This is a genomic window from Escherichia sp. B1147 (assembly GCF_001660175.1).
In the GTDB taxonomy this organism is placed as follows: domain Bacteria; phylum Pseudomonadota; class Gammaproteobacteria; order Enterobacterales; family Enterobacteriaceae; genus Escherichia; species Escherichia whittamii.
The window spans coordinates 328,508-353,007 of the sequence record NZ_LFHY01000005.1 but is presented as its reverse complement, the minus strand read 5'-3'; the positions used below and the strand labels follow the sequence as shown (position 1 = coordinate 353,007).

At 50.8% G+C, this 24,500-nt stretch carries 15 protein-coding genes and 1 pseudogene; 8 read left to right on the top strand and 8 right to left on the bottom strand.

Annotated elements, in window-relative coordinates; all coding sequences use genetic code 11:
* Positions 1-8: 8 nt before the first annotated feature.
* From A9180_RS04840 to gyrA, 3 genes are all read right to left on the bottom strand, one after another.
* Entirely contained in the window at positions 9-632 is a 624-nt protein-coding gene (locus A9180_RS04840) for a DUF1175 domain-containing protein (protein ID WP_064526730.1), read from the bottom strand.
* Positions 629-2,326 (bottom strand): DUF2138 domain-containing protein, encoded by a 1,698-nt coding sequence (locus A9180_RS04835; protein WP_064526728.1) that lies wholly within the window; start codon positions 2,324-2,326, stop codon positions 629-631. Before A9180_RS04835 ends, A9180_RS04840 begins: the two co-directional genes overlap by 4 nt.
* 148 nt (positions 2,327-2,474) lie before the next feature.
* On the bottom strand, positions 2,475-5,102 hold the full coding sequence (gene gyrA / locus A9180_RS04830) for a DNA topoisomerase (ATP-hydrolyzing) subunit A (RefSeq protein WP_064526726.1): 2,628 nt from the start codon (positions 5,100-5,102) through the stop codon (positions 2,475-2,477).
* 146 nt (positions 5,103-5,248) lie between these two features.
* Here gyrA and ubiG point away from each other — a divergent pair, with 146 nt between their 5' ends.
* Positions 5,249-5,971 (top strand): bifunctional 2-polyprenyl-6-hydroxyphenol methylase/3-demethylubiquinol 3-O-methyltransferase UbiG, encoded by a 723-nt coding sequence (gene ubiG, locus A9180_RS04825; RefSeq protein ID WP_064526724.1) that lies wholly within the window; start codon positions 5,249-5,251, stop codon positions 5,969-5,971.
* A 138-nt stretch (positions 5,972-6,109) separates the two neighbouring features.
* Here ubiG and yfaL read toward each other — a convergent pair whose 3' ends face one another.
* Positions 6,110-9,865: an AIDA-I family autotransporter adhesin YfaL/EhaC gene (yfaL, locus tag A9180_RS04820; protein ID WP_077883487.1), complete on the bottom strand. Its 3,756-nt coding sequence runs from the start codon at positions 9,863-9,865 to the stop codon at positions 6,110-6,112.
* 685 nt (positions 9,866-10,550) lie between these two features.
* On the opposite strand from yfaL, the gene nrdA reads away from it, so the two are divergent.
* The 3 genes from nrdA (at position 10,551) to yfaE (ending at position 14,374) form a co-directional block, all read left to right on the top strand.
* Complete coding sequence (gene nrdA / locus A9180_RS04810; protein WP_064526720.1) at positions 10,551-12,836, top strand: class 1a ribonucleoside-diphosphate reductase subunit alpha; 2,286 nt, start codon at positions 10,551-10,553, stop codon at positions 12,834-12,836.
* A 153-nt stretch (positions 12,837-12,989) separates the two neighbouring features.
* Entirely contained in the window at positions 12,990-14,120 is a 1,131-nt protein-coding gene (gene nrdB / locus A9180_RS04805; RefSeq protein ID WP_064526718.1) for a class Ia ribonucleoside-diphosphate reductase subunit beta, read from the top strand.
* A complete protein-coding gene (yfaE, locus tag A9180_RS04800) occupies positions 14,120-14,374 on the top strand; it encodes a ferredoxin-like diferric-tyrosyl radical cofactor maintenance protein YfaE (protein ID WP_064526716.1) in 255 nt (84 codons plus the stop codon). The genes nrdB and yfaE overlap by 1 nt, the downstream gene beginning before the upstream one ends.
* A 253-nt stretch (positions 14,375-14,627) precedes the next feature.
* On the opposite strand, the gene inaA is transcribed toward yfaE, so the two are convergent.
* A complete protein-coding gene (gene inaA, locus A9180_RS04795; RefSeq protein ID WP_064526713.1) occupies positions 14,628-15,278 on the bottom strand; it encodes a lipopolysaccharide kinase InaA in 651 nt (216 codons plus the stop codon).
* Between the two features lie 78 nt (positions 15,279-15,356).
* Positions 15,357-16,547, bottom strand: a complete 1,191-nt coding sequence (locus A9180_RS04790; RefSeq protein ID WP_064526711.1) for an MFS transporter — start codon at positions 16,545-16,547, stop codon at positions 15,357-15,359.
* Positions 16,548-16,698: 151 nt separating this feature from the next.
* Between A9180_RS04790 and A9180_RS04785 the strand changes: the two are divergent.
* Positions 16,699-17,578: pseudogene (locus tag A9180_RS04785) on the top strand (LysR family transcriptional regulator).
* 42 nt (positions 17,579-17,620) lie between these two features.
* Here A9180_RS04785 and glpQ read toward each other — a convergent pair.
* Together glpQ and glpT are read right to left on the bottom strand one after the other, a co-directional pair.
* Entirely contained in the window at positions 17,621-18,697 is a 1,077-nt protein-coding gene (gene glpQ / locus A9180_RS04775) for a glycerophosphodiester phosphodiesterase (RefSeq protein ID WP_064526706.1), read from the bottom strand.
* A 4-nt stretch (positions 18,698-18,701) separates the two neighbouring features.
* Positions 18,702-20,060, bottom strand: a complete 1,359-nt coding sequence (gene glpT, locus A9180_RS04770; RefSeq protein WP_064526704.1) for a glycerol-3-phosphate transporter — start codon at positions 20,058-20,060, stop codon at positions 18,702-18,704.
* Between the two features lie 271 nt (positions 20,061-20,331).
* On the opposite strand from glpT, the gene glpA reads away from it, so the two are divergent.
* The 3 genes from glpA to glpC are packed head-to-tail and all read left to right on the top strand — an operon-like array spanning position 20,332 to position 24,396.
* Entirely contained in the window at positions 20,332-21,960 is a 1,629-nt protein-coding gene (gene glpA / locus A9180_RS04765) for an anaerobic glycerol-3-phosphate dehydrogenase subunit A (RefSeq protein WP_064526702.1), read from the top strand.
* Positions 21,950-23,209, top strand: a complete 1,260-nt coding sequence (glpB, locus tag A9180_RS04760; protein ID WP_064526701.1) for a glycerol-3-phosphate dehydrogenase subunit GlpB — start codon at positions 21,950-21,952, stop codon at positions 23,207-23,209. The genes glpA and glpB overlap by 11 nt, the downstream gene beginning before the upstream one ends.
* Positions 23,206-24,396 (top strand): anaerobic glycerol-3-phosphate dehydrogenase subunit GlpC, encoded by a 1,191-nt coding sequence (glpC, locus tag A9180_RS04755; RefSeq protein ID WP_064526699.1) that lies wholly within the window; start codon positions 23,206-23,208, stop codon positions 24,394-24,396. Before glpB ends, glpC begins: the two co-directional genes overlap by 4 nt.
* Positions 24,397-24,500: the final 104 nt, after the last annotated feature.

The window sequence follows — 24,500 nt, the reverse complement described above, 5'->3', positions numbered from 1 at the left end:
GCAGGCCGCTATTGCGCCAGAAAATTTAAACGATAAATGCCAATGAAATTGGGATTGGAATCGTTTGGTATCCATCGGGTGTCCTTCCATGTCATAAGTTGTTGCAGACTGACTGCGCGCATTCCGTTGTCAGTTTTCGTGGCGCTTCCGGTGTGGTAGATGACGTAACGCCCCATCCAGACCATTAAGTGCTGGGCATCGCCCTGATCAAAAAAAATCATATCGCCAGGCAGCGCCTGGTTTATGTCCTGGCCAATAAAATGGCTGTTGTACTGAATCAAATTAATCGCGGTCACATAGGGGCCGTTTTTCCCGTTCCCCTGATTCCAGTTTTGCGCCAGTTGACGCTGTTCAGGTGTTAACGTCATTTCAGGCGGCAAATACTGACTTGCTATGCCGTTACTTTTTAGCCATTTGCTGTCGTGAACTTTCAGCGCCTCGTTCGCTGCAAAGCGCACCAGGCCAGCGCAATCTTGCTGATACCAACGTGGACTTGGCCCCTGGCGTAGCTGTTCCTGCGCAATGCGCACAAACCAGGCACGAAAGAGTCCCGATTGTTCGACATTCAGCATTTCGCTATGAGCAACAAAACAACACAGCCAGCAAATCAGTGCCAGCAGTCCACGCCTCATAATGACTGCCAGTTGATTGGTAACCATTGCCAGGCGGCGCCCGGTTTCATCTGGTCCAGTTTCATCACATAACGAGGCTGTTGCGATAAAGCGTCCAGTTTCGGCATTAATAAAGTTTGCGCGGCGTTATAAAAAACCGGTTCGAGGTTCTTCGGCAGACTGGTCAGCGTTTCGTTACGCAGCAGTTTCGCCACGCCTTGTGGATTGATATAGACCGGAACGACGCCATCAGTGGGTATCACATCCACCATTGCCGGGCGGGTTTTATTCAATGCTTGCAGCGCGTTATTAACCAGCGAATCATCGAGAGAGAAAAGCAGCGTTTTGTTCTGCATGGCCAGCGACACACGGAAAAAATAATCCGACATTAATTGATCCGGTTGCACCGCCTGCGCTTTTGGATACTGCCCGTATCGGGAACTGACTTCGCGACGCCAGATTTGCGCATTGCCCTGCTGAGTTTGAGTTACCGGTAATACGCCTTCTGGCGCTTTGCTTTCACGAGCGCCAATATTTTGGGTAAACAGTTTTCCTGGCAATTGCGCCTGTTCGGCAGTGCCATCAAACTGACCGACAAACAGTGGGGTTTGCAGTTTTGAGTCTTCATACCAGCACAGCCCAGCTGCGCCATCTAATGCCCCATTCAACTTGACGTTTTCCTGGCTGATGTGCGAAAGCATCTCTTCAGCAATACCGTGCGAATACGGCACCGCCACGCAAAAGCTGGCACCAGCAGGCATACTGTTCCATACCGGCGTAAAATCGAAACTGGCATCTACGCTTGCGGATTCATCATTTAACGCCAGAAAACTGTGCCAGCCGTCGTTGCCCATTTCGAAGCGTACGCCAGCAAAAGAAGGCATTAATCGCTGGTAGCCAAAGCCCAGCAAATTTGCGCTGACAACAATGCGCTGACGGACGAGCGTTTTTTCGGCGGAGGATTGTAAACGCTCTTCCAGGCCAAAGCTGGCCTGCCAGCGTTTTTTACCGCTCAACAAATCACTTGCGATCGCCGTGGCTTCGGTATCCTGCTGGTCATCTTTAAACAGCATATCCGTGCTGGAAAAGACCACCATCTTGTCCTGATAAGTCGCGAACATCAGGGTGTTATTGCCGTTATAGCGCAACTGATAAACAGGGATGGTTTCATTATTTAGCTTGATGCTACTGATTTCCGTCTTGCTTAACTGGCTGTCGCTGGTAGCGGCAAACAGCAATGGCTCCAGTAGCTTGCTCAAGCCACTACGCTGGATAAGCACCATATAATGTGAAAGATGGCCTTGTTTATCGTGCCACAATGCCGCCTGCGCGGGCTGGTCTAAGAGTGAGGCAAAGAGTTTATCTTTCAGCGTTAAATCATGTTCGTACACAATGCGGCGAATACTGCCTTCAATGCCCAGACGGTCAGCATGGTTCTGATAATAGAAAACGAAATCTTCGCTCAGAACATCGTGGAGAAAAGGAATGGTAAGGAGATCTTTGGGAAGCTGGCTTAGAGAGTCGCTGTCGATAAAAAGGTCCGGCTCATTGAGATCGATTTGCAAATTATTGTGCACCACCAGCGGCGACAACGTTTTTTCTGGACCGCGGCCAGTGTATTGCAGTGCCCAGACGCCCGCGGAAAGGAGCGCAACAACACTGACACCTACAAGGCCATAAAATCGCCAGTCTTTTGCCTTTTTTTCACCGCTCATTGCCACATTCCTTGTGTATAACCGTTATTTTTGACGAACGAACCCGCCCTTTAGCGCGCCCTAATACGACAAAAGCCCAGACTCTGCAGCCTGGACTTTTCATTTCGAAGAAGGGATGTTTACTCCCTTCTGTCATGAAGCGATGAAATTATTCTTCTTCTGGCTCGTCGTCAACGTCCACTTCCGGAGCGATTTCATCATCCCCTTCCGCAGCACTGCCGTCGATGGTATCCAGATCTTCCTCATCAACCGGTTCAGCAACTCGTTGCAGACCCACCACGTTTTCATCTTCCGAAGTACGGATGAGGATCACGCCCTGGGTATTACGACCCACGATGCTGATTTCCGAAACGCGAGTACGTACCAGCGTACCGGCGTCGGTGATCATCATGATCTGGTCGCAGTCATCTACCTGCACCGCACCAACCACTAAACCGTTACGTTCGGTGACTTTAATGGAGATAACCCCTTTCGTCGCACGCGACTTAGTTGGGTATTCCGCCACCGCAGTACGTTTACCGTAACCGTTTTGCGTAGCAGTGAGGATTGCGCCATCGCCACGCGGTACGATCAGTGATACAACTTTATCGCCTTCGCCTAAACGGATACCGCGAACACCTGTGGTGTTGCAGCCCATTGCGCGGACAGAAGACTCTTTAAAGCGCACCACCTTACCTTCTGCGGAGAACAGCATCACTTCGTCTTCACCGCTGGTCAGATCAACGCCGATCAGTTCATCGCCTTCAACCAGTTTGATCGCCACTTTACCGGCGGTACGCAGACGGTTGAATTCGGTGAGGACGGTTTTCTTCACCGTACCGTTAGCGGTCGCCATGAAGACTTTCACGCCTTCTTCAAACTCAGTCACTGGCAGGATGGCGGTGATACGTTCGTCTTGCTCCAGCGGCAGCAGGTTGACGATCGGACGACCACGTGCACCACGAGAAGCTTCCGGCAACTGGTAGACCTTCATCGAATAGACGCGACCACGGCTGGAGAAGCACAGGATATGATCGTGAGTGTTCGCCACCAGCAGTCGGTCAATAAAGTCTTCTTCTTTAATACGTGCGGCAGATTTGCCTTTCCCGCCACGACGCTGCGCTTCGTATTCAGAAAGCGGCTGGTACTTCACGTAACCCTGGTGAGAGAGCGTGACGACCACATCTTCCTGGGTGATCAGATCTTCCAGGTTGATGTCTGCGCTGTTAGCCGTGATTTCAGTACGACGTTTGTCACCGAACTGTTCACGAACCAGCTCCAGCTCTTCACGGATCACTTCCATCAGACGATCGGCGCTGCCCAGAATACGCAGCAGTTCAGCGATCTGATCCAGCAGCTCTTTGTATTCGTCGAGCAGTTTTTCGTGCTCAAGGCCAGTCAGTTTCTGCAGACGCAGATCCAGAATCGCCTGGGCTTGCTGTTCGGTCAGATAGTACAGACCATCGCGCACGCCGAACTCTGGCTCCAGCCATTCCGGACGCGCAGCATCGTCGCCAGCACGTTCCAGCATTGCGGCAACGTTGCCCAACTGCCACGGATTAGCAACCAGCGCGGTTTTCGCTTCTGCAGGGGTCGGCGCATGACGGATCAGTTCGATGATCGGATCGATGTTTGCCAGCGCCACGGCTAATGCTTCAAGGATATGAGCACGATCGCGGGCTTTACGCAGTTCGAAAATGGTACGACGGGTCACGACTTCGCGGCGGTGACGGACAAACGCAGCGATGATGTCTTTCAGGTTCATGATCTTCGGCTGACCATGGTGCAATGCCACCATGTTGATACCGAAAGAAACCTGCAACTGGGTCTGGGAGTAGAGGTTGTTGAGCACCACTTCACCGACCGCATCGCGTTTGACTTCAATCACGATGCGCATACCGTCTTTGTCAGACTCGTCACGCAGCGCGCTGATGCCTTCCACGCGTTTTTCTTTTACCAGTTCCGCAATCTTCTCGATCAGACGCGCTTTGTTCACCTGATACGGAATTTCGTGGACGATAATGGTTTCACGCCCGGTTTTGGCGTCGACTTCCACTTCTGCACGGGCGCGGATGTATACCTTGCCGCGACCGGTACGGTAAGCTTCTTCAATACCGCGACGACCGTTAATGATTGCCGCCGTTGGGAAGTCCGGACCCGGGATGTGTTCCATCAGCCCTTCAATGCTGATGTCTTCATCATCAATATACGCCAGACAACCGTTTATGACTTCCGTCAGGTTGTGCGGCGGGATGTTGGTTGCCATACCTACAGCGATACCGGAAGAACCGTTCACCAGCAGGTTAGGAATTTTGGTCGGCATGACGTCCGGAATTTTTTCCGTGCCGTCATAGTTATCAACGAAATCGACCGTCTCTTTTTCGAGATCGGCCATCAGTTCATGGGCAATTTTCGCCAGACGGATTTCCGTATAACGCATTGCCGCCGCAGAGTCGCCGTCGATAGAACCGAAGTTACCCTGACCGTCTACCAGCATGTAACGCAGCGAGAATGGCTGCGCCATGCGGACGATCGTATCATAGACCGCCGAGTCACCATGGGGATGGTATTTACCGATTACGTCACCAACGACACGGGCAGATTTTTTATAGGCTTTGTTCCAGTCATTGCCTAGTACGTTCATGGCGTAAAGTACGCGACGGTGTACCGGCTTCAGGCCATCTCGGACATCTGGCAGCGCACGGCCAACAATGACCGACATCGCATAATCCAGATAGGAGCTCTTCAGCTCTTCCTCAATGTTGACCGGTGTAATTTCTCTCGCAAGGTCGCTCATCTAACCGCTATCCCTCTACTGTATCCCGGATTCAAAGGTCGGAAATTATAACACAGCCGCGCAGATTGAGGTAAACCAATACGCTTTATTCACATGCAATGCCTGATATACTCGATTGTCTTGCCAATTACGGAGTAGAAGTGCCAATGAATGCCGAAAAATCGCCGGTAAACCATAACGTAGACCACGAAGAGATCGCTAAATTTGAAGCCGTCGCCTCCCGCTGGTGGGATCTGGAAGGCGAGTTCAAACCACTGCACCGCATTAACCCGCTGCGTCTGGGCTATATTGCCGAGCGTGCTGGCGGTTTATTTGGCAAAAAGGTACTCGATGTCGGTTGTGGCGGCGGCATTCTGGCTGAGAGTATGGCGCGCGAAGGCGCGACGGTGACCGGCCTGGATATGGGTTTTGAACCGCTACAAGTTGCAAAGCTACACGCGCTGGAAAGCGGTATTCAGGTGGAGTACGTGCAGGAAACCGTTGAAGAACACGCAGCAAAATATGCCGGACAGTATGATGTGGTGACCTGCATGGAGATGCTGGAGCATGTTCCCGATCCGCAGTCAGTGGTCAGAGCCTGCGCACAACTGGTAAAACCGGGTGGCGATGTCTTTTTCTCCACACTTAATCGTAATGGCAAGTCGTGGCTGATGGCGGTGGTCGGCGCAGAATATATTTTGCGCATGGTGCCTAAAGGCACGCATGACGTGAAAAAGTTTATTAAACCAGCAGAATTGCTGGGCTGGGTGGATCAGACCAGTCTAAAAGAGCGACATATGATCGGGCTGCATTATAACCCGATCACTAACTCCTTTAAGCTCGGCCCCGGCGTTGATGTGAACTATATGCTGCACACGCAGAATAAGTGAGGTTGTTGGCCGGATATATCCGGCAATCGTGCCAATGCCTGATGCGACGCTTGTCGCATCTTATCAGGCCTACAAATACCCCGTAGGCCGGATAAGGCGTTTACGCCGCATCCGGCAATCGTGCCGGGCGGACAGCAATTACCATTTCACCGTCATCGACAAAAACCCGGTCGTCTGGGCAAAATCATCGCATCCTTTCTGCCACGCCACGCTGCCGCGCAGAGAAACTCGCTGACTAATATTGCCTGTGATCCCCACTTTTATTTCACCACGCTGCTTCGCCGCATCGTCGCTGATTTGGCTACCATCTTCTTCAATTTCCGCCGAATGCGGATCGTGATAATAATTCAAATCCAACGTTGGCGTGATATGAAGCGCAGTATGCCATTCGCTGTGTAATCCAAGTCGCATCTGAATATCATCATCCTGCGATTGTGATACCCGTGCACGGTTAGCAGCAGTAAAATCACTTTGCTGCACCCCCTGATAAATCACTTGCGCCTGCGGTTCAATTACCACACCACGCCCCGGCAACCACTGATACCCTGCTTCCAGCGAAGCAACGATCCCTGATGAGTGGTAATGATCCGCTCCGTCGCTTTGTTCGCTAACATCATTCGTAAACCAGGCGTACTGCAACCAGCTATCCAGCCATGCCCCTTGTTTTTGGCTACCGTGCTGAAACCAGCTTGTGGTCAACCCAACGGCATAACCGTGGTTCTGGTTATCAGCGCGGGTTCCGGTCACGTTTGAGCGGGTGTCGCCCTGGTTATCGCTGTAGCCACCTACGGCCCCAAGCATCCACTCGCCATCATCTCCCCATCGCCCACTAAACAGATTACCGCTGAGTTGCACTGTAGAAGTGTCTTCGTGCTCCGCCAGCTGCCCCGCGGCGGTGTAATGATAACGTCCGCCGACAACACGCAAATGCAGTGTCTGACCATCACCACCAGCGTGATCGCGCCGCCCCATCACAAATGCCTGATTTGCCGCCCGCAGGTTATTAAGATATCCCCCAACTTTGGCATTCAGCACAGGCTGGTAAGCGGGTATCGGATCCGGTGTAGGGTCTGGATCGGGCGTGGGATCGGGAGTTGGCTCCGGATCAGGCTGTGGCGTCGGAGTGACTTTTTGCGAACGCAGATACCAGTCATTATCATCTTCCACCAACGTATAGTCGTAAGCGCCCATATTGACGTAGCCACTACCCGCCAGACTAAACTGGGCATTGTTCTGGAATTGCGTAGGATCGGCAGCGAAATCAACCACTTTTATCCCTGTAGATGTCGGCTGGCCAATGCCAGTAATCGGGTTAATCACTACCGTGGTATTGCCGGATGTATTGCCGTTAAGCACCAGCAGATCGCTTATGGAATCATCGCCATCTAATTCACTGTCGAGAAGTAGCGTTCCACCTCCGCTGTAATTGCCATTCACCGTCAGTGTGTCGCCAGCGACGCCATTTTGCAGGCTGACCGTTCCGGAAGTATTAGTGAGATCGCCATCGACCGTCACGTCTGAAAGATAAGTCAGGCTGTCGGTTTCCAGGTTGGTATTAAGCTCACCTGTCAACATTACGCCATCGGTGGCATTCACCAGCGTACCGTCGCCGTTAAACAGCGAGGCATCCAGTGCGGCGGAAGTATCCTGACTGGTCAGGCGCAAAACGGTGCCATCGCTGATATCGATAGTACCGCTGGAAGTCACATCAACAGAGCGAATATCCTGATCCGCGCCAGTCTCGAACGTTGCTCCGTCACCAACCCACAGCGAAGAAGCATCAGGAAAGATATTCGCAGCATCGCCTTGCAGCATGCCTTCTTCAATTTTCACCGCCGACTGCGTCGTACCGCTGGCGGTCAGTTCCAGCGTACCTGCGCCTGTTTTAGTAAATGTGCTTCCCTCATCCTGATGCTGCCCGCTGCCGTCAGCCATCAGAGCCCCCCACTCACTATCCACACCCGCATCGACCATCACTTCACCATCGGCGCGCATTTCGATATCTCGTCCGTGGCCTGCCGCCTCTGAGCGCGTGTCAACGTCGGCGGTAATCTCCATCGTGCTATCTTGTTGATTACCAGTAAAGATAACCTGGCGGTTATAGTAGGTATCACCAAGCTGAGAATTGTTGCTCACCAGAAGCGTACCGGAGGCGATTTGTGTTGTGCCGAGGTATTGATTGTCATTTGCCAGGCTGACCTGCCCGTCACCTGCATCCACCACCACATAAACACCATTATTCCCGTCATCGCCAATATGCAGATCGTCGCCGCCGTAGAGATCGACAACATCCTGCTGACCAATCACCGTACCGCCACTGCCACTGATTTCCAGACCATCATTCTCTGACGTACCGCTCTGCCAGGTAGTGAAATCGGAGAGATCCAATACGCCGCCGTTTAACACGATTGACTGCGGATCGTCCTGCATCTCCGCAAGGTCCGTGGCGTTACCCGCCAGCGAGAGGATTGCGCCATCTTCCACCACAATATCGCCGGTCAGCGCCATCGACTGCGCCCCCGCCAGCACATAGCTGCCGTTTTCAGCAATAGTGAGTTGCCCTTCTCCTTCGATGGTTCCGCTAAAACTGCCTGCATTAACGATAGCGTTACCCCCAGCATCAATATTTAAGGTGCCATTCTGAAACCCCGTCAGTGAGTGAACAAAAGTCTGCTGTGTAGCACCAACGTTCAATTCAGCCTGGTCATGCCGATGGCTGATACTGCCGACCATAAGGCCATAGCAATTTTGCGCATTACTCTGGCAACGGTCATCGCCGACATTCATCAGCGAATTGCTACGCCCCAGCGTCACTTCACCGTTTTCGATCCGCATCTCGCCGGTAAAATTATTATTATCCGCGTTGAGTACCAGTTCGCCTGCACCGGTTTTGCTGATACTCCCGGTTCCGGCAATGGAATCGATCGCACCATCGTTACTTACGTCACCGATAACCAGGGTTTTATTGGCTGCGATATCAAACCTTACCAGGCTTGAATTGACATACATAAAGCCGCCCGCCGCGGGAGAAGGTGCATCGCCATAACCTGCTGCGCTGTTGTTCTCATCCACTAAAACGCCATCGTTCTGGCTGAAACTGGCATCAACTGAAATATCAATAAGATAGGGGGTGGTCACGCTATTGGTATAAATTGCCCCGCCATAACCTTCCGCTGAGTTATTTGTAAATGAAGTATTGTTTATTATTGTAAAACCTGAGGGATGAGTAATATCGCTATTATTATCGGTGACATCGATTGCACCACCATCGCCATCACTGTAACTTGTTGATGTATATGCCTGGTTATTATCAAAAATATCATCACTTAAATAGACGTCATTATTGATAGTATAAATTGCACCACCTTTGCCGTCATTGGCGATATTTTGGCTGAACACGGTATTAGTGACGCGTATATCTATCGCACCGGAGTCGTTGGTGCCAGAAGAATAGATAGCACCGCCATACCCTCCAGCTACGTTACCCACAAAAATAACATTATCAAGATTCAGCGTTGAGTTTTCTTTGGCAAATATTGCCCCACCATTATTATATTCGCCATTTACGGCATTATTCGCAAACAAGGTCATACCGCTTTCATTTTCTGGCGATAGTAAAAGTCCCGCCCCCTGTTGCAAAAATACTGCTCCGCCGCTGGCGCTATTTGTCATATCCGAAAAAACCAGCCATTGTCCATCAGCGACGCTCCAGCCCTGCGTAATGCCTGAAAGGCTTTGCCTGCTGGCCTGGCAACTACTGGTTACGTAGTTTCCCTGACATGATTCAAAAACCTGCGGCGAGGCATTTGCAGCTGTAAATGACCCCGCCATCATGGCAGGGATATCCCATATAATCACTTTAACAGAAAAAAGAATCCATTTTTTACTTTGCATGACCTGGTTACCACTTAAATAACATTGGTCTATTAAAAAACAGGTTATGCCTTTAAATAAAAATTAATTGTAAATCACAAATAGATTAACCTTATGATATGGCTGTTAATAATAATAAATAGAACTAAAAATATTTTTAAACTCGCATTAATTCTTTAATTAACAATACTTAAATGACATCAATTTAATTAAATCATTTATCAACCATAAGAAAAATCAACATTAAGAGTAATTATTTAACATTAACTGAATAAAAAAACACCGTTACCAACCTTACAGCAGGTTACAAATGCTCACATTGTGAACAATGGAATAAATGATTGCTCCAGATGCTGTTGCAGCAAAATCAATTTTTGCTGAATTGAGTTAAGCGCAATAAATAACCTGGATCAATAATTATCTTAAATTGAACGTTCAAGAAATCACCGAACGGTTATTTTTAACAAATTTTTCTCTTCCCATTGACTTTCCCGAACACCTTGTCTGACCTAAGGTACGCGGAAGTCACTTTTTCCTTCCTGAGTTATCCACAAAGTTATGCACTTGCAACAGGGCCATTTTCACACTATCTTGCAGTGAATCTCAAATAGACCCCCTATATATAGTGTTCATTGCGACTTTCCTTACTACAGGTAGTTGGAGCGAAACTATTGCGGAAAGAATTCCAAAAACAGGTACGACATACATGAATCAGAATCTGCTGGTGACAAAGCGCGACGGTAGCACAGAGCGCATCAATCTCGACAAAATACATCGCGTTCTGGACTGGGCGGCGGAAGGACTGCATAACGTTTCTATTTCACAAGTCGAGCTGCGCTCCCATATTCAGTTTTATGACGGTATCAAGACCTCCGACATCCACGAAACCATTATCAAGGCTGCCGCTGACCTGATCTCCCGTGACGCACCGGACTATCAGTACCTCGCCGCGCGCCTGGCAATTTTCCACCTGCGTAAAAAAGCCTATGGCCAGTTTGAGCCGCCTGCGCTGTATGACCACGTGGTTAAAATGGTCGAGATGGGCAAATACGATAATCATCTGCTGGAAGACTACACGGAAGAAGAGTTCAAGCAGATGGACACGTTTATCGTTCACGACCGTGATATGACCTTCTCTTATGCTGCCGTTAAGCAGCTGGAAGGCAAATATCTGGTGCAGAACCGCGTGACCGGCGAAATCTACGAGAGCGCACAGTTCCTCTATATTCTGGTTGCTGCGTGCCTGTTCTCGAACTACCCACGTGAAACACGTCTGCAATATGTGAAGCGTTTTTACGACGCAGTTTCCACATTTAAAATTTCGCTGCCGACGCCAATCATGTCCGGCGTGCGTACTCCGACTCGTCAGTTCAGTTCCTGCGTGCTGATCGAGTGCGGCGACAGCCTGGATTCCATTAACGCGACCTCCAGCGCGATTGTGAAATACGTTTCCCAGCGAGCGGGTATCGGCATCAACGCCGGGCGTATTCGTGCGCTGGGTAGTCCAATTCGTGGCGGCGAAGCGTTCCATACTGGTTGTATTCCGTTCTACAAACATTTCCAGACGGCGGTGAAATCCTGCTCCCAGGGTGGCGTGCGCGGTGGTGCGGCAACGCTATTCTACCCAATATGGCATCTGGAAGTAGAAAGTCTGCTGGTGCTGAAAAACAACCGTGGTGTAGAAGGTAACCGCGTGCGTCATATGGACTACGGGGTGCAGATCAACAAACTGATGTATACCCGTCTGCTGAAAGGTGAAGAGATCACTTTGTTCAGCCCGTCCGACGTACCGGGACTGTACGATGCGTTCTTCGCCGATCAGGAAGAGTTTGAGCGCCTGTACACCAAATATGAGAAAGACGACAGCATCCGCAAACAGCGCGTGAAAGCGGTTGAGCTGTTCTCGCTGATGATGCAGGAACGTGCGTCTACTGGTCGTATTTATATTCAGAACGTTGACCACTGCAACACCCACAGCCCGTTTGATCCGGCTATTGCGCCAGTGCGCCAGTCTAACCTGTGCCTGGAAATCGCCCTGCCGACCAAACCGCTGAATGACGTTAACGACGAGAACGGTGAAATCGCGCTGTGTACGCTTTCTGCTTTCAACCTGGGCGCTATTAACAGCCTGGATGAACTGGAAGAGTTGGCAGTTCTGGCGGTGCGCGCACTTGACGCGCTGCTGGATTATCAGGATTACCCTATCCTGGCAGCCAAACGCGGGGCGATGGGTCGCCGTACGCTGGGTATTGGTGTGATCAACTTTGCTTACTATCTGGCGAAGCACGGTAAACGCTACTCCGACGGCAGCGCAAACAACCTGACGCACAAAACCTTCGAAGCGATTCAGTATTATCTGCTGAAAGCGTCTAACGAGCTGGCGAAAGAGCAAGGCGCGTGTCCGTGGTTTAACGAAACCACCTATGCCAAAGGGATCCTGCCGATCGATACCTATAAGAAAGATCTGGATGCCATTGCCAATGAACCCCTGCATTACGACTGGGAAGCGTTGCGTGAGTCCATCAAAACTCACGGTCTGCGTAACTCCACGCTTTCTGCTCTGATGCCGTCCGAGACGTCTTCACAGATCTCTAACGCCACTAACGGTATTGAACCGCCGCGCGGTTATGTCAGCATTAAAGCGTCGAAAGACGGTATTCTGCGTCAGGTGGTGCCGGACTACGAGCATCTGCACGACGCCTACGAGTTGCTGTGGGAGATGCCGGGTAACGACGGCTACCTGCAACTGGTTGGTATCATGCAGAAATTTATCGATCAGTCGATCTCTGCTAATACTAACTACGATCCGTCACGCTTCCCGTCAGGAAAAGTGCCGATGCAGCAGTTGCTGAAAGACCTGCTCACCGCCTACAAATTCGGGGTCAAAACGCTGTATTATCAGAACACCCGTGACGGTGCTGAAGACGCGCAGGACGATCTGGTGCCGTCAATCCAGGACGATGGCTGCGAAAGCGGCGCATGTAAGATCTGATATTGAGATGCCGGATGCGGCGTAAACGCCTTATCCGGCCTACGGCTCGAATTTGTAGGCCTGATAAGACGCACCAGCGTCGCATCAGGCAGAGGATGCCGGATGCCGCGTAAAATGCTTTATCCGGCATTAAACTCCTAACAGGACACATTCATGGCATATACCACCTTTTCACAGACGAAAAATGATCAGCTCAAAGAGCCAATGTTCTTTGGTCAGCCGGTCAACGTGGCCCGCTACGATCAGCAAAAATATGAAATCTTCGAAAAGCTGATCGAAAAGCAGCTCTCTTTCTTCTGGCGTCCGGAAGAAGTTGATGTCTCCCGCGACCGTATCGATTATCAGGCGCTGCCTGAACACGAAAAGCACATATTTATCAGCAACCTGAAATACCAGACGTTGCTCGATTCAATTCAGGGTCGCAGCCCGAACGTGGCACTGCTGCCGCTAATTTCTATTCCGGAACTGGAAACCTGGGTCGAAACCTGGGCATTTTCAGAAACGATTCACTCTCGTTCCTATACCCATATCATTCGTAATATCGTTAACGATCCGTCTGTTGTATTCGACGATATCGTCACCAACGAGCAGATCCAGAAACGCGCGGAAGGTATTTCCCGCTATTACGATGAGCTGATCGAGATGACCAGCTATTGGCATTTGCTGGGCGAAGGCACCCACACCGTCAACGGTAAAACCGTGACCGTTAGCCTGCGCGAGCTGAAGAAAAAACTTTATCTCTGCCTGATGAGCGTTAACGCGCTGGAAGCCATTCGCTTCTACGTCAGCTTCGCTTGTTCCTTCGCGTTCGCTGAACGTGAGCTGATGGAAGGCAATGCTAAGATTATTCGCCTGATTGCCCGTGACGAAGCCCTGCACCTGACTGGCACCCAGCATATGCTGAATCTACTGCGCAGCGGCGCTGATGATCCGGAAATGGCGGAAATTGCCGAAGAGTGTAAGCAGGAGTGCTATGACCTGTTTGTCCAGGCGGCACAGCAAGAGAAAGACTGGGCGGATTATCTGTTCCGTGACGGTTCGATGATTGGTCTGAATAAAGACATTCTCTGCCAGTACGTGGAGTACATCACCAACATCCGTATGCAAGCTGTCGGTTTGGATCTGCCGTTCCAGACGCGCTCCAACCCGATCCCGTGGATCAACACCTGGCTGGTGTCTGATAACGTACAGGTTGCCCCACAGGAAGTTGAGGTGAGTTCTTATCTGGTCGGTCAAATTGACTCGGAAGTGGACACCGACGATTTGAGTAACTTCCAGCTCTGATGACCCGCGTTACCTTGCGCATCACTGGCACACAACTGCTGTGCCAGGATGAACACCCTTCCCTTCTGGCGGCGCTGGAATCCCATAATGTGGCGGTTGAGTACCAGTGCCGCGAAGGCTATTGCGGCTCCTGTCGCACACGCCTGATTGCAGGTCAGGTTGACTGGATTGCCGAACCGTTAGCCTTTATTCAGCCAGGAGAGATTTTGCCCTGTTGTTGCCGGGCAAAAGGCGATATTGAAATCGAGTTATGATCTGGCACTAGTGCCAGATGCGACGCTCATGTGTCTTATCTGGCCTACAACGGCTTTTTGTAGGTTGGATAAGGCGTTTACGCCACATCCAACATGGCATGCGCGAATAGTTGCCAGATGCGATGCTCATACGTCTTATCTGGCCTACAACGGCTTTTTGTAGGTTGGATAAGGCGTTTACGCCGCATCCAACATGGCATGCGCGAATAGTTGCCAGATGCGACGCTCATGCGTCTTATCTGGCCTACAACGATTACATGGCGTAGTAATACGCTTTCACCTGCTCCCAGTCGGTTTTGGGAATCGGCTCCAGATATTTTTCCAGTTGGCGGAAGTCATGATTGATCGCTTTATGGCGCCGCAAACGACGGCGGCTTTTCTCCAGGTCAAGAAAACCAGCTTCTGCCTTACCTTCCGTTTTCACATAGATATGGCGAACATAGCAGCAACCATGCTGACGATTAACGCCATGCATTTTCTTAAACGCCAGTGCAACCGCTTTTAACATCCCCTCGCGGACATCATCAGCAAAAGGCGTAATTGCATGTTGCGCATACCAGTCAGCAATGCTGATAAACCCCGCCATATCTTCGGTCACCAGCAACGCGCGCCATTCGCCATCAATTTTCACCGCTTCACCAAAAACGATTTTCGGCACAATCACACCGGCGCGTTCCAGATCTTTTATCACCGCAACCTCGCGCACAATCGTCGGGCGACCAAATGGATAGCGGAGGGAATAAAACAGGTGCTGAGTCATGCGCTTCACATAAAGTTTTTGCCCGTCTCGTTCAACGCATTGCACCCCGCTCATGCCGTTTCGGCGGAAATTCGGCTCTTCAACCCAGTCACCTTCCGTTGCCCACCAGTGATTAAATTCGTCGCGGTTTACTGAAACAACCATACCCTGTCGCCTGTTGTTATTTTTAACGACAATGACTATAGGTGTTCACCTTAAGAAAAACTTAATAAAAAATGTTTATTAATGGAGTTCTTTTGCCGAGACTAGCCTCACGCCACTTCTTCCTTTCATTTGTAGAGCATAAATTCCGCCAGCCACTACCACTAACAGCGCACCCAGCAGATAGATCGTCCGGTAGCCAGTATGCGCAACCATCATCCCCATCACAAACGCCCCCAGCGCCAGTCCGGCATCCATCGCATTGAAGAATAACGAGTTTGCGACACCAATTTTATGTGGTTCTACCGAACTGATGATTTGTGTCTGGAATACTGGCGTGACAGATCCATAACCAATACCAATCAGCGCCCCAGAGACAATCATCATCACGCTCCCCTGGCTAAAGCCCAGCGCAACCAGACCAATGGTAAACGCCAGCAGACAAGGGAAAACCACATATTTTGGCCCTTTTTTATCGCAAATGTTGCCAGTAAAGGTTCGACAAATCATCAGGAATACGGCGTAGCAAAGCAGGAAGTTACTGGCAGCCGACATCAGGTTAAGTTCGCGAGCGTAGAGCGCCAGAAAAGCAGAAACCCCTGCGTAAGAAAAAGTCATAAAAAAGGTAATCAGCGCAAATGGTATCGCGGCACGGTCAAACATCGCTGCGAAGCCCATTTTTGCTTTCACCCCATCAGCATGGCGCAGTATCGATGGCACGGTCATCATCAACGATAATACGATGCCTAACGCGGCCACCGCCGCGCATAACCAGAATGCGGGGGCAAAGGCCTCCCGGCGCGCCATATTCAGACCAATCCACGGCCCAACCACCATCGCCAGCCCCATTGCCAGAGAGAAAAAACTGATGCCCTCCCCACGTCGGGAGGCCGGGATCAACCGCGCAGAAATCGTTCCTTTTACTGTCGTGATAACCCCGAAGGTAATCCCATGAAGCACCCGAATAAAAAGCAGTGATTCAATCGACTGACAAAAAGGATACATCGCAGTGACCAACAAAAAGGCCAGAGAAGAGAGCACCAGAATCGCTTTGTTAGAATATTTCGCTACCCATTGGCCTGCAAAAGGACGAATGACAATGGCGGCAATTAAAAATAAAGTCACCAACAAACCGGCTTTATCAGGCGAGGCATGTAAATGGTCAGAGATGTAAATTGGCAACAACGTTAATAAAACATAAAAAACGAAGAATATAATAAAACTGATGATAGTTATTGCCCAAAAATCCTTCGTCCATAACTTCTCTTTCATACCCTACCGCCTGTCAGGATGACGCACGCAGACAACACTCCCGTTACTGCGGTTGCGTCAAATTGTGATGTACTTTGCAGAACAGGAGTATAAATGGCGGCATTCTATTAAAGAAATTAATCGTTTTAATATTATTAATTAGTAAACTCTAATGACACTAACTCAAATACATTCTTTACTCGCCGTGCTGGATTACGGTGGTTTTACTGAAGCCAGCAAGCGATTGTTCATGACGCAGTCGGCGGTAAGCCAGGCGATTGCAGCCCTGGAACAAGAACTTGGCGTGAATATTCTGTTACGCGATCGCCGGAAAGCTTTACAACTGACCGCAGCAGGTCACCGAATTGTGCATCACCTGCGCGCCATTAATAGGGAAGTTAACGCGGTGAAAGAGATAGCCGAACAGGAAAAACAGAACCCACAAAGAACGCTGAGGCTCGGCTGTTTCCCCAGTGTATGCGCCTGCATTTTACCAGTGGTGATTCGCTACTTTGAAATTCATCATCCGAATGTAAAAATTATTCCTTTTGAGGAAAATAGCACGGAAATTATAGATTCGGTCCAGAATGAAACCATTGATGCTGGTTTTGTTCATTTCCCCGTAAGCGGAATGTACTCCGTGCCGATATATCAGGACAAATTTACTGTAGTATTGCCGCCCGACCATCCACTGGCAAACAATAGCACCATTACGGTAGAAAAGCTGATGGGTGAGCCATTAATTATCAGTAAAGGGCGCTATGAATTAAGCATTATGGCGTTATTTAAAGAAAAAAAATATTATACCGCAGATAAAATATGAATTTAACCATCCGGATACAGCAATCAGTTTTATTCGTCAGGGATTAGGCATTGCTTTATTACCGGAATTAACACTTAAAACCACTGCCGGTGAATTGTGTTCCGTTCCTCTGGAGCCGACCTTCTATCGACAGATTTCATTACTGGCGAAAGAAACTCCAGTAGAAGGCAGCCCGCTGTTTTTACTGCAGATGTGCATGGAGAGTTTAGTGGTGAGTGGTGAAATTTGAAGTAAGACAGGATGGCGTTTAAAGCGCCATCCTGTAATAACGTTACTCTCTGTTGAGGAATTTTACCGCCTTGTCAGGGAAGTCGGTAAATAACCCATTAACACCGGCTTTATTGTACAGAATGTCATACAACTGATTCACATCGGTGGCATATTCCGGTAGCTTGTCGGCTCGCACGGTATAAGGATGCACCACCAGCTTATTCTGCTGTGCATCTTTTACCATTCCGGTAAGCTTGATATTACCCGGCTGCGATTTCTCATCAATCACCATATGATAATCCGGGCCAATACCATCAGCATATTCCGCTACCTGTTTCATGGCACCCGGCTTGAACATCCAGTCATAGCTATAATTGACCCAGCTTCCGTCCGGTTGTTTCTGCTGAGTTTCGTTCCAGTCGGTATAGGCAATCAGCTGTACCAGGTTGAGGTCCATACCCATTTTGGGCTCCAGCTCATTCTTAATACGCTTCAGTTCATCAGCATCAAAGCATTGCAAATAAACCTTATCATCCTTACCGGTGTAGCCATATTTCTTCAGCACTTCCAGCGTTTTTGCCGCAATATCTTTCCCTTCCTGATGGTGGAACCACGGTGCTTTAATCTCTGGATAGATACCGATATTTTTCCCGGTCGAATGATTTAGCCCCTGAACAAATTCAATCTCCTCTTCGAAAGTGTGCACACGGAAGTCAGATTTACCCATCGGGAAACGTCCGGGGAAAGTCTGCACTTTTTTACCGTTTTCAATATCGAAGCCTTCAGTGAATTTTAAAGACTTAATTTCATCCAGCGTAAAATCTATCGCGTAATAACGGCCATCTTTACGCGCACGATCCGGGAAACGATCGGCGACATCAGTTACCCGGTCAAGATAGTGGTCATGCAGAACGACCAGATGATCGTCCTTCGTCATCACCAAATCCTGTTCAAGATAATCTGCCCCCTGCGCATACGCCATCGCCTTTGCAGGCAGCGTATGCTCCGGCAAATAACCGCTGGCGCCGCGATGGGCAATCACTATTTTTTCACTGTGATCCGCCGCCATTGCACTGCTTCCCATAATCACTCCACTCATCATGATAGCCATGCTAAGGTTTTTCAGCGTCAATTTCATGCCATTAGCCTCCGTTGCGTTTTTGCTGTAATTCCTGATGGCGACGTTTTTCGCCAATCATCACGACAATTAACAAGATAACCGCCAGGATGCTGCCGCCAATCATCACCATAAAGCCGCCATCCCAGCCGAAGTAGTCAACGGTGTAGCCGACAATCGCGCTTGCCGCTACGGAGCCACCAAGATAACCAAACAGCCCGGTAAAGCCCGCCGCCGTACCTGCTGCTTTCTTCGGCGCCAGTTCCAGCGCGTGCAGACCAATCAGCATGACTGGGCCGTAGATCAGGAAGCCAATAACAATCATACAAATCATATCGACAGTTGGGTTGCCTGCCGGGTTCATCCAGTAAACGATGGTGGCGATAGTCACCAGAGTCATAAAGAAGACGCCAGTTGCCCCACGGTTACCACGGAAAACTTTATCCGACATCCAGCCGCACAGCAGAGTGCCCGGAATGCCCGCATACTCATAGAAGAAGTAGGCCCAGGAGGATTTATCCAGCGCGAAGTGTTTCACCTCTTTCAGGTAAGTCGGTGACCAGTCGAGGATACCGTAGCGCAGCAGATAGACGAACACGTTGGCGATGGCGATGTACCACAGCAGTTTATTCGGCAGCACGTACTGCATGAAAATCTGCTTCGCGGTCAGCTCCTGTTCCGCTTTTTCGTTATAGTCGTCCGGGTAATCATTTTTGTACTCTTCGATCGGCGGCAGGCCACAAGATTGCGGGGTATCGCGCATCATCGCAAATGCGAACAACGCCACCAGAATGGCACAGAAAGCCGGCATATAAAGCGCCGCGTGCCAGTCATTGAACCAGGCCATACCCAGCAGGAACAGCAGCGGCGGAATTCCACCACCGACGTTATGCGCACAGTTCCACACCGACACAATGCCGCCACGTTCTTTCTGCGACCACCAGTGCACCATAGTACGACCGCACGGCGGCCACCCCATCCCCTGGAACCAACCGCAAAGGAATAGCAGCACAAACATTACCGCAATGCTTGATGTCGCCCACGGGACAAAGCCCATAAACAGCATGACTGCCGCCGCCAGGATCAAACCTGCTGGCAGGAAAACGCGCGGATTCGAGCGGTCAGACACCGAACCCATGATGAATTTCGAAAATCCGTAAGCAATTGAGATCCCAGAAAGGGCAAAACCTAAATCACCGCGAGAGAACCCCTGCTCCACCAGATAGGGCATTGCGAGCGCAAAGTTCTTACGAACCAGATAGTAAGCAGCATAGCCAAAGAATATCCCCAGGAAAATTTGCCAGCGCAACCGACGATAGGTCGGATCGATCTCCGCGGCAGGTAAGCGCGCCTTGTGTGGCGCTGGTTTAAAAATACTCAACATTTATAGCCTCCGTGGCCGTGGTCTTATTTATGATTAACAGCCTGATTCAATGGAAGAACCTGCCGTTTCTTGAGTCGCCGCGATGTTAATTAATCATTCATTTCATGAATGTGAATTACCGCACACATTATTAAATAAGATTTACAAAATGTTCAAAATGACGCATGAAATCACGTTTCACTTTCGAATTATGAGCGATTGTGCGCGAAATCAAACAATACATGTTTTTTCTGTGGCTAAATGAGACAAAACGAACTTTTGAGGGATAACAATGAAAACTCGCGACTCGCAAACAAGTGACGTGATTATCATTGGCGGCGGCGCAACAGGAGCCGGTATCGCCCGCGACTGTGCTCTGCGCGGGCTGAAAGTGATTTTGGTAGAACGCCACGACATCGCAACGGGAGCCACCGGGCGTAACCACGGTCTGCTGCACAGCGGCGCACGCTATGCGGTTACCGATGCGGAATCGGCACGCGAATGTATTAGTGAAAACAAGATTTTAAAACGCATTGCGCGTCACTGTGTCGAACCAACCAACGGCCTGTTTATCACCCTGCCGGAAGATGACCTCTCCTTCCAGGCGACTTTTATTCGCGCTTGCGAAGAGGCTGGAATCAGTGCTGAAGCCATTGATCCACAGCAAGCACGCATTATCGAACCTTCCGTTAACCCGGCATTGATTGGCGCGGTAAAAGTTCCGGATGGCACCGTTGACCCATTCCGCCTGACCGCAGCGAACATGCTCGATGCGAAAGAACACGGTGCAGTTATCCTCACCGCCCACGAAGTGACTGGCCTGATTCGTGAAGGCGCGACGGTATGTGGCGTTCGTGTACGGAACCATCTCACTGGCGAAACTCAGGCACTTCATGCGCCTGTAGTAGTGAACGCCGCCGGGATCTGGGGGCAACATATTGCCGAATATGCCGATCTGCGCATTCGTATGTTCCCGGCTAAAGGATCGTTGCTGATCATGGATCACCGCATTAACCAGCATGTGATCAACCGCTGCCGTAAACCTTCCGACGCCGATATTCTGGTGCCTGGCGATACCATTTCGCTGATTGGCACCACCTCATTACGTATTGATTACGACGAAATTGATGACAATCGAGTGACAGCAGAAGAAGTGGATATTCTGCTGCGTGAAGGGGAAAAACTGGCTCCGGTGATGGCGAAAACGCGCATTCTGCGAGCCTACTCTGGCGTACGCCCGCTGGTTGCCAGCGATGACGACCCGAGCGGTCGTAACGTCAGTCGCGGCATCGTGCTGCTCGACCACGCCGAGCGCGACGGCCTGGACGGATTTATTACTATCACTGGCGGTAAACTGATGACTTACCGCCTGATGGCGGAATGGGCTACGGATGCCGTCTGCCGCAAGCTTGGCAACACACGCCCCTGCACTACCGCTGACCTGGCGCTGCCTGGCTCACAAGAACCGACAGAAGTCACACTGCGCAAAGTGATCTCCCTGCCTGCCCCACTGCGCGGTTCTGCTGTTTATCGTCATGGCGATCGCACCCCCGCCTGGTTAAGTGAAGGCCGTTTGCATCGCAGTCTGGTGTGTGAATGTGAAGCCGTTACCGCTGGCGAAGTTCAGTACGCAGTAGAAAATTTAAACGTCAACAGCCTGCTGGATTTACGTCGTCGCACCCGTGTGGGGATGGGAACTTGCCAGGGGGAACTCTGTGCCTGCCGCGCAGCCGGATTGTTACAACGCTTTAACGTCACCACATCCGCGCAATCTATCGAACAACTTTCCACCTTCCTTAACGAACGCTGGAAAGGTGTGCAGCCCATTGCATGGGGGGACGCACTGCGCGAAAGCGAATTTACCCGCTGGGTTTATCAGGGACTGTGTGGTCTGGAGAAGGAGCAGAAAGATGCGATTTGATACTGTCATTATGGGCGGCGGTCTTGCCGGATTACTCTGCGGCCTGCAATTGCAAAAACACGGCCTGCGCTGTGCCATTGTCACTCGTGGACAAAGCGCTCTGCATTTCTCATCAGGATCGCTGGACTTACTGAGCCACCTGCCAGACGGTCAGCCAGTGGCAGACATTCACGCAGGGCTGGAGTCTTTGTGCCATCAGGCTCCTGCCCACCCTTACAGCCTTCTCGGCCCACAACACGTACTGGATCTCGCTTGTCAGGCGCAGGCATTAATTGCGGAAAGCGGCGCGCAATTGCAGGGCAGCGTAGAACTGGCCCATCAGCGCGTTACCCCGCTCGGCACTTTGCGTTCGACCTGGTTAAGTTCGCCAGAAGTTCCCGTCTGGCCGCTACCCGCGAAGAAGATATGTGTGGTGGGAATTAGCGGTCTGATGGATTTTCAGGCGCATCTTGCGGCGGCTTCGTTGCGCGAACTGGATCTTTCGGTTGAAACTGCTGAAATTGAACTGCCGGAACTGGATGTGCTACGCAATAACGCCACCGAGTTCCGTGCGGTGAATATCGCCCGCTTCCTTAATAACGAAGAAAACTGGCCGCTGTTATTTGACGCACTTATTCCAGTCGCCAATACCTGCGAAATGATCATGATGCCTGCCTGCTTTGGGCTGGCAGATGACAAACTGTGGCGGTGGCTGAACGAGCAATTACCCTGTTCATTAATGCTGCTACCTACACTACCACCTTCAGTACTGGGTATTCGTCTGCAAAACCAGTTACAGCGCCAGTTTGTGCGCCAGGGCGGCGTGTGGATGCCGGGCGATGAAGTGAAAAGTGTGACCTGCCAAAATGGTGTGGTGAGCGAAATCTGGACCCGTAACCACGCCGACATTCCGCTGCGTCCGCGTTTTGCGGTGCTTGCCAGCGGCAGTTTCTTTAGCGGTGGCCTGGTGGCGGAACGTGACAGCATTCGCGAGCCAATTCTCGGCCTTGATGTGCTGCAAACCGCCACGCGGGGTGAGTGGTATAGAAGTGACTTTTTTGCTGCGCAACCGTGGCAACTGTTCGGCGTGACCACTGACGAGGCGCTACGCCCGTCACAAGCTGGTCAAACGGTAGAGAATTTGTTTGCCATCGGTTCGGTTCTGGGCGGATTTGATCCCATCGCCCAGGGATGCGGTGGCGGCGTTTGTGTCGTCAGTGCTTTACATGCCGCTCAACAGATTGCCCAACGCGCAGGAGGCCAAAAATGAACGATACCAGCTTCGAAAATTGCATTAAGTGCACCGTCTGCACCACCGCCTGCCCGGTGAGCCGAGTAAATCCAGGTTATCCCGGGCCAAAACAGGCTGGGCCGGATGGCGAACGTCTGCGCCTGAAAGATGGTGCACTGTATGACGAGGCACTGAAATATTGCATTAACTGTAAACGTTGTGAAGTCGCCTGCCCGTCCGATGTGAAGATTGGCGATATCATCCAGCGTGCACGAGCGAAATATGACACCACGCGCCCCTCGCTGCGTAACTTTGTTTTAAGCCATACCGACCTGATGGGCAGCGTTTCCACGCCGTTCGCGCCAATCATCAACACCGCTACCTCGCTGAAACCGGTGCGGCAACTGCTTGATGCGGCATTAAAAATAGACCATCGCCGCACGCTGCCAAAATACTCCTTCGGCACGTTCCGTCGCTGGTATCGCAGCGTGGCGACTCAGCAGGCGCAGTATAAAGACCAGGTCGCCTTTTTCCACGGTTGCTTCGTCAACTACAACCATCCGCAACTGGGTAAAGATTTAATTAAAGTGCTCAACGCGATGGGAACGGGAGTGCAATTACTCAGCAAAGAAAAATGCTGCGGTGTGCCGCTAATCGCCAACGGCTTTACCGATAAAGCACGCAAACAGGCGATGACGAATGTGGAGTCGATCCGCGAGGCTGTTGGAGTGAAAGGTATTCCGGTGATTGCCACCTCCTCCACCTGTACGTTTGCTCTGCGCGACGAGTACCCGGAAGTGCTGAATGTCGACAACCAGGGCTTGCGCGATCACATCGAACTGGCGACCCGCTGGCTGTGGCGCAAACTGGACGAAGGCAAAACGTTACCGCTGAAACCGCTGCCGCTAAAAGTTGTTTACCACACCCCATGCCATATGGAAAAAATGGGCTGGACGCTCTACACCCTGGAGCTGTTGCGTAAGATCCCAGGGCTTGAGCTGACAGTGCTGGATTCCCAGTGCTGCGGTATTGCCGGAACATATGGTTTCAAAAAAGAGAACTACCCTACTTCACAAGCCATTGGTGCACCACTGTTCCGCCAGATAGAAGAGAGCGGCGCGGATCTGGTCGTTACCGACTGCGAAACCTGCAAATGGCAGATTGAGATGTCCACAAGCCTTCGCTGCGAACACCCAATCACACTGCTGGCCCAGGCACTGGCTTAAACGTCCTTCTGATGCCCGATGAGTTCATGGCTTATCGGGCATTTTTGCGTGCACGGTTCCGTACCCAATGTATGCGTTGCATTGCAGTAAAAATACTTCTGAAA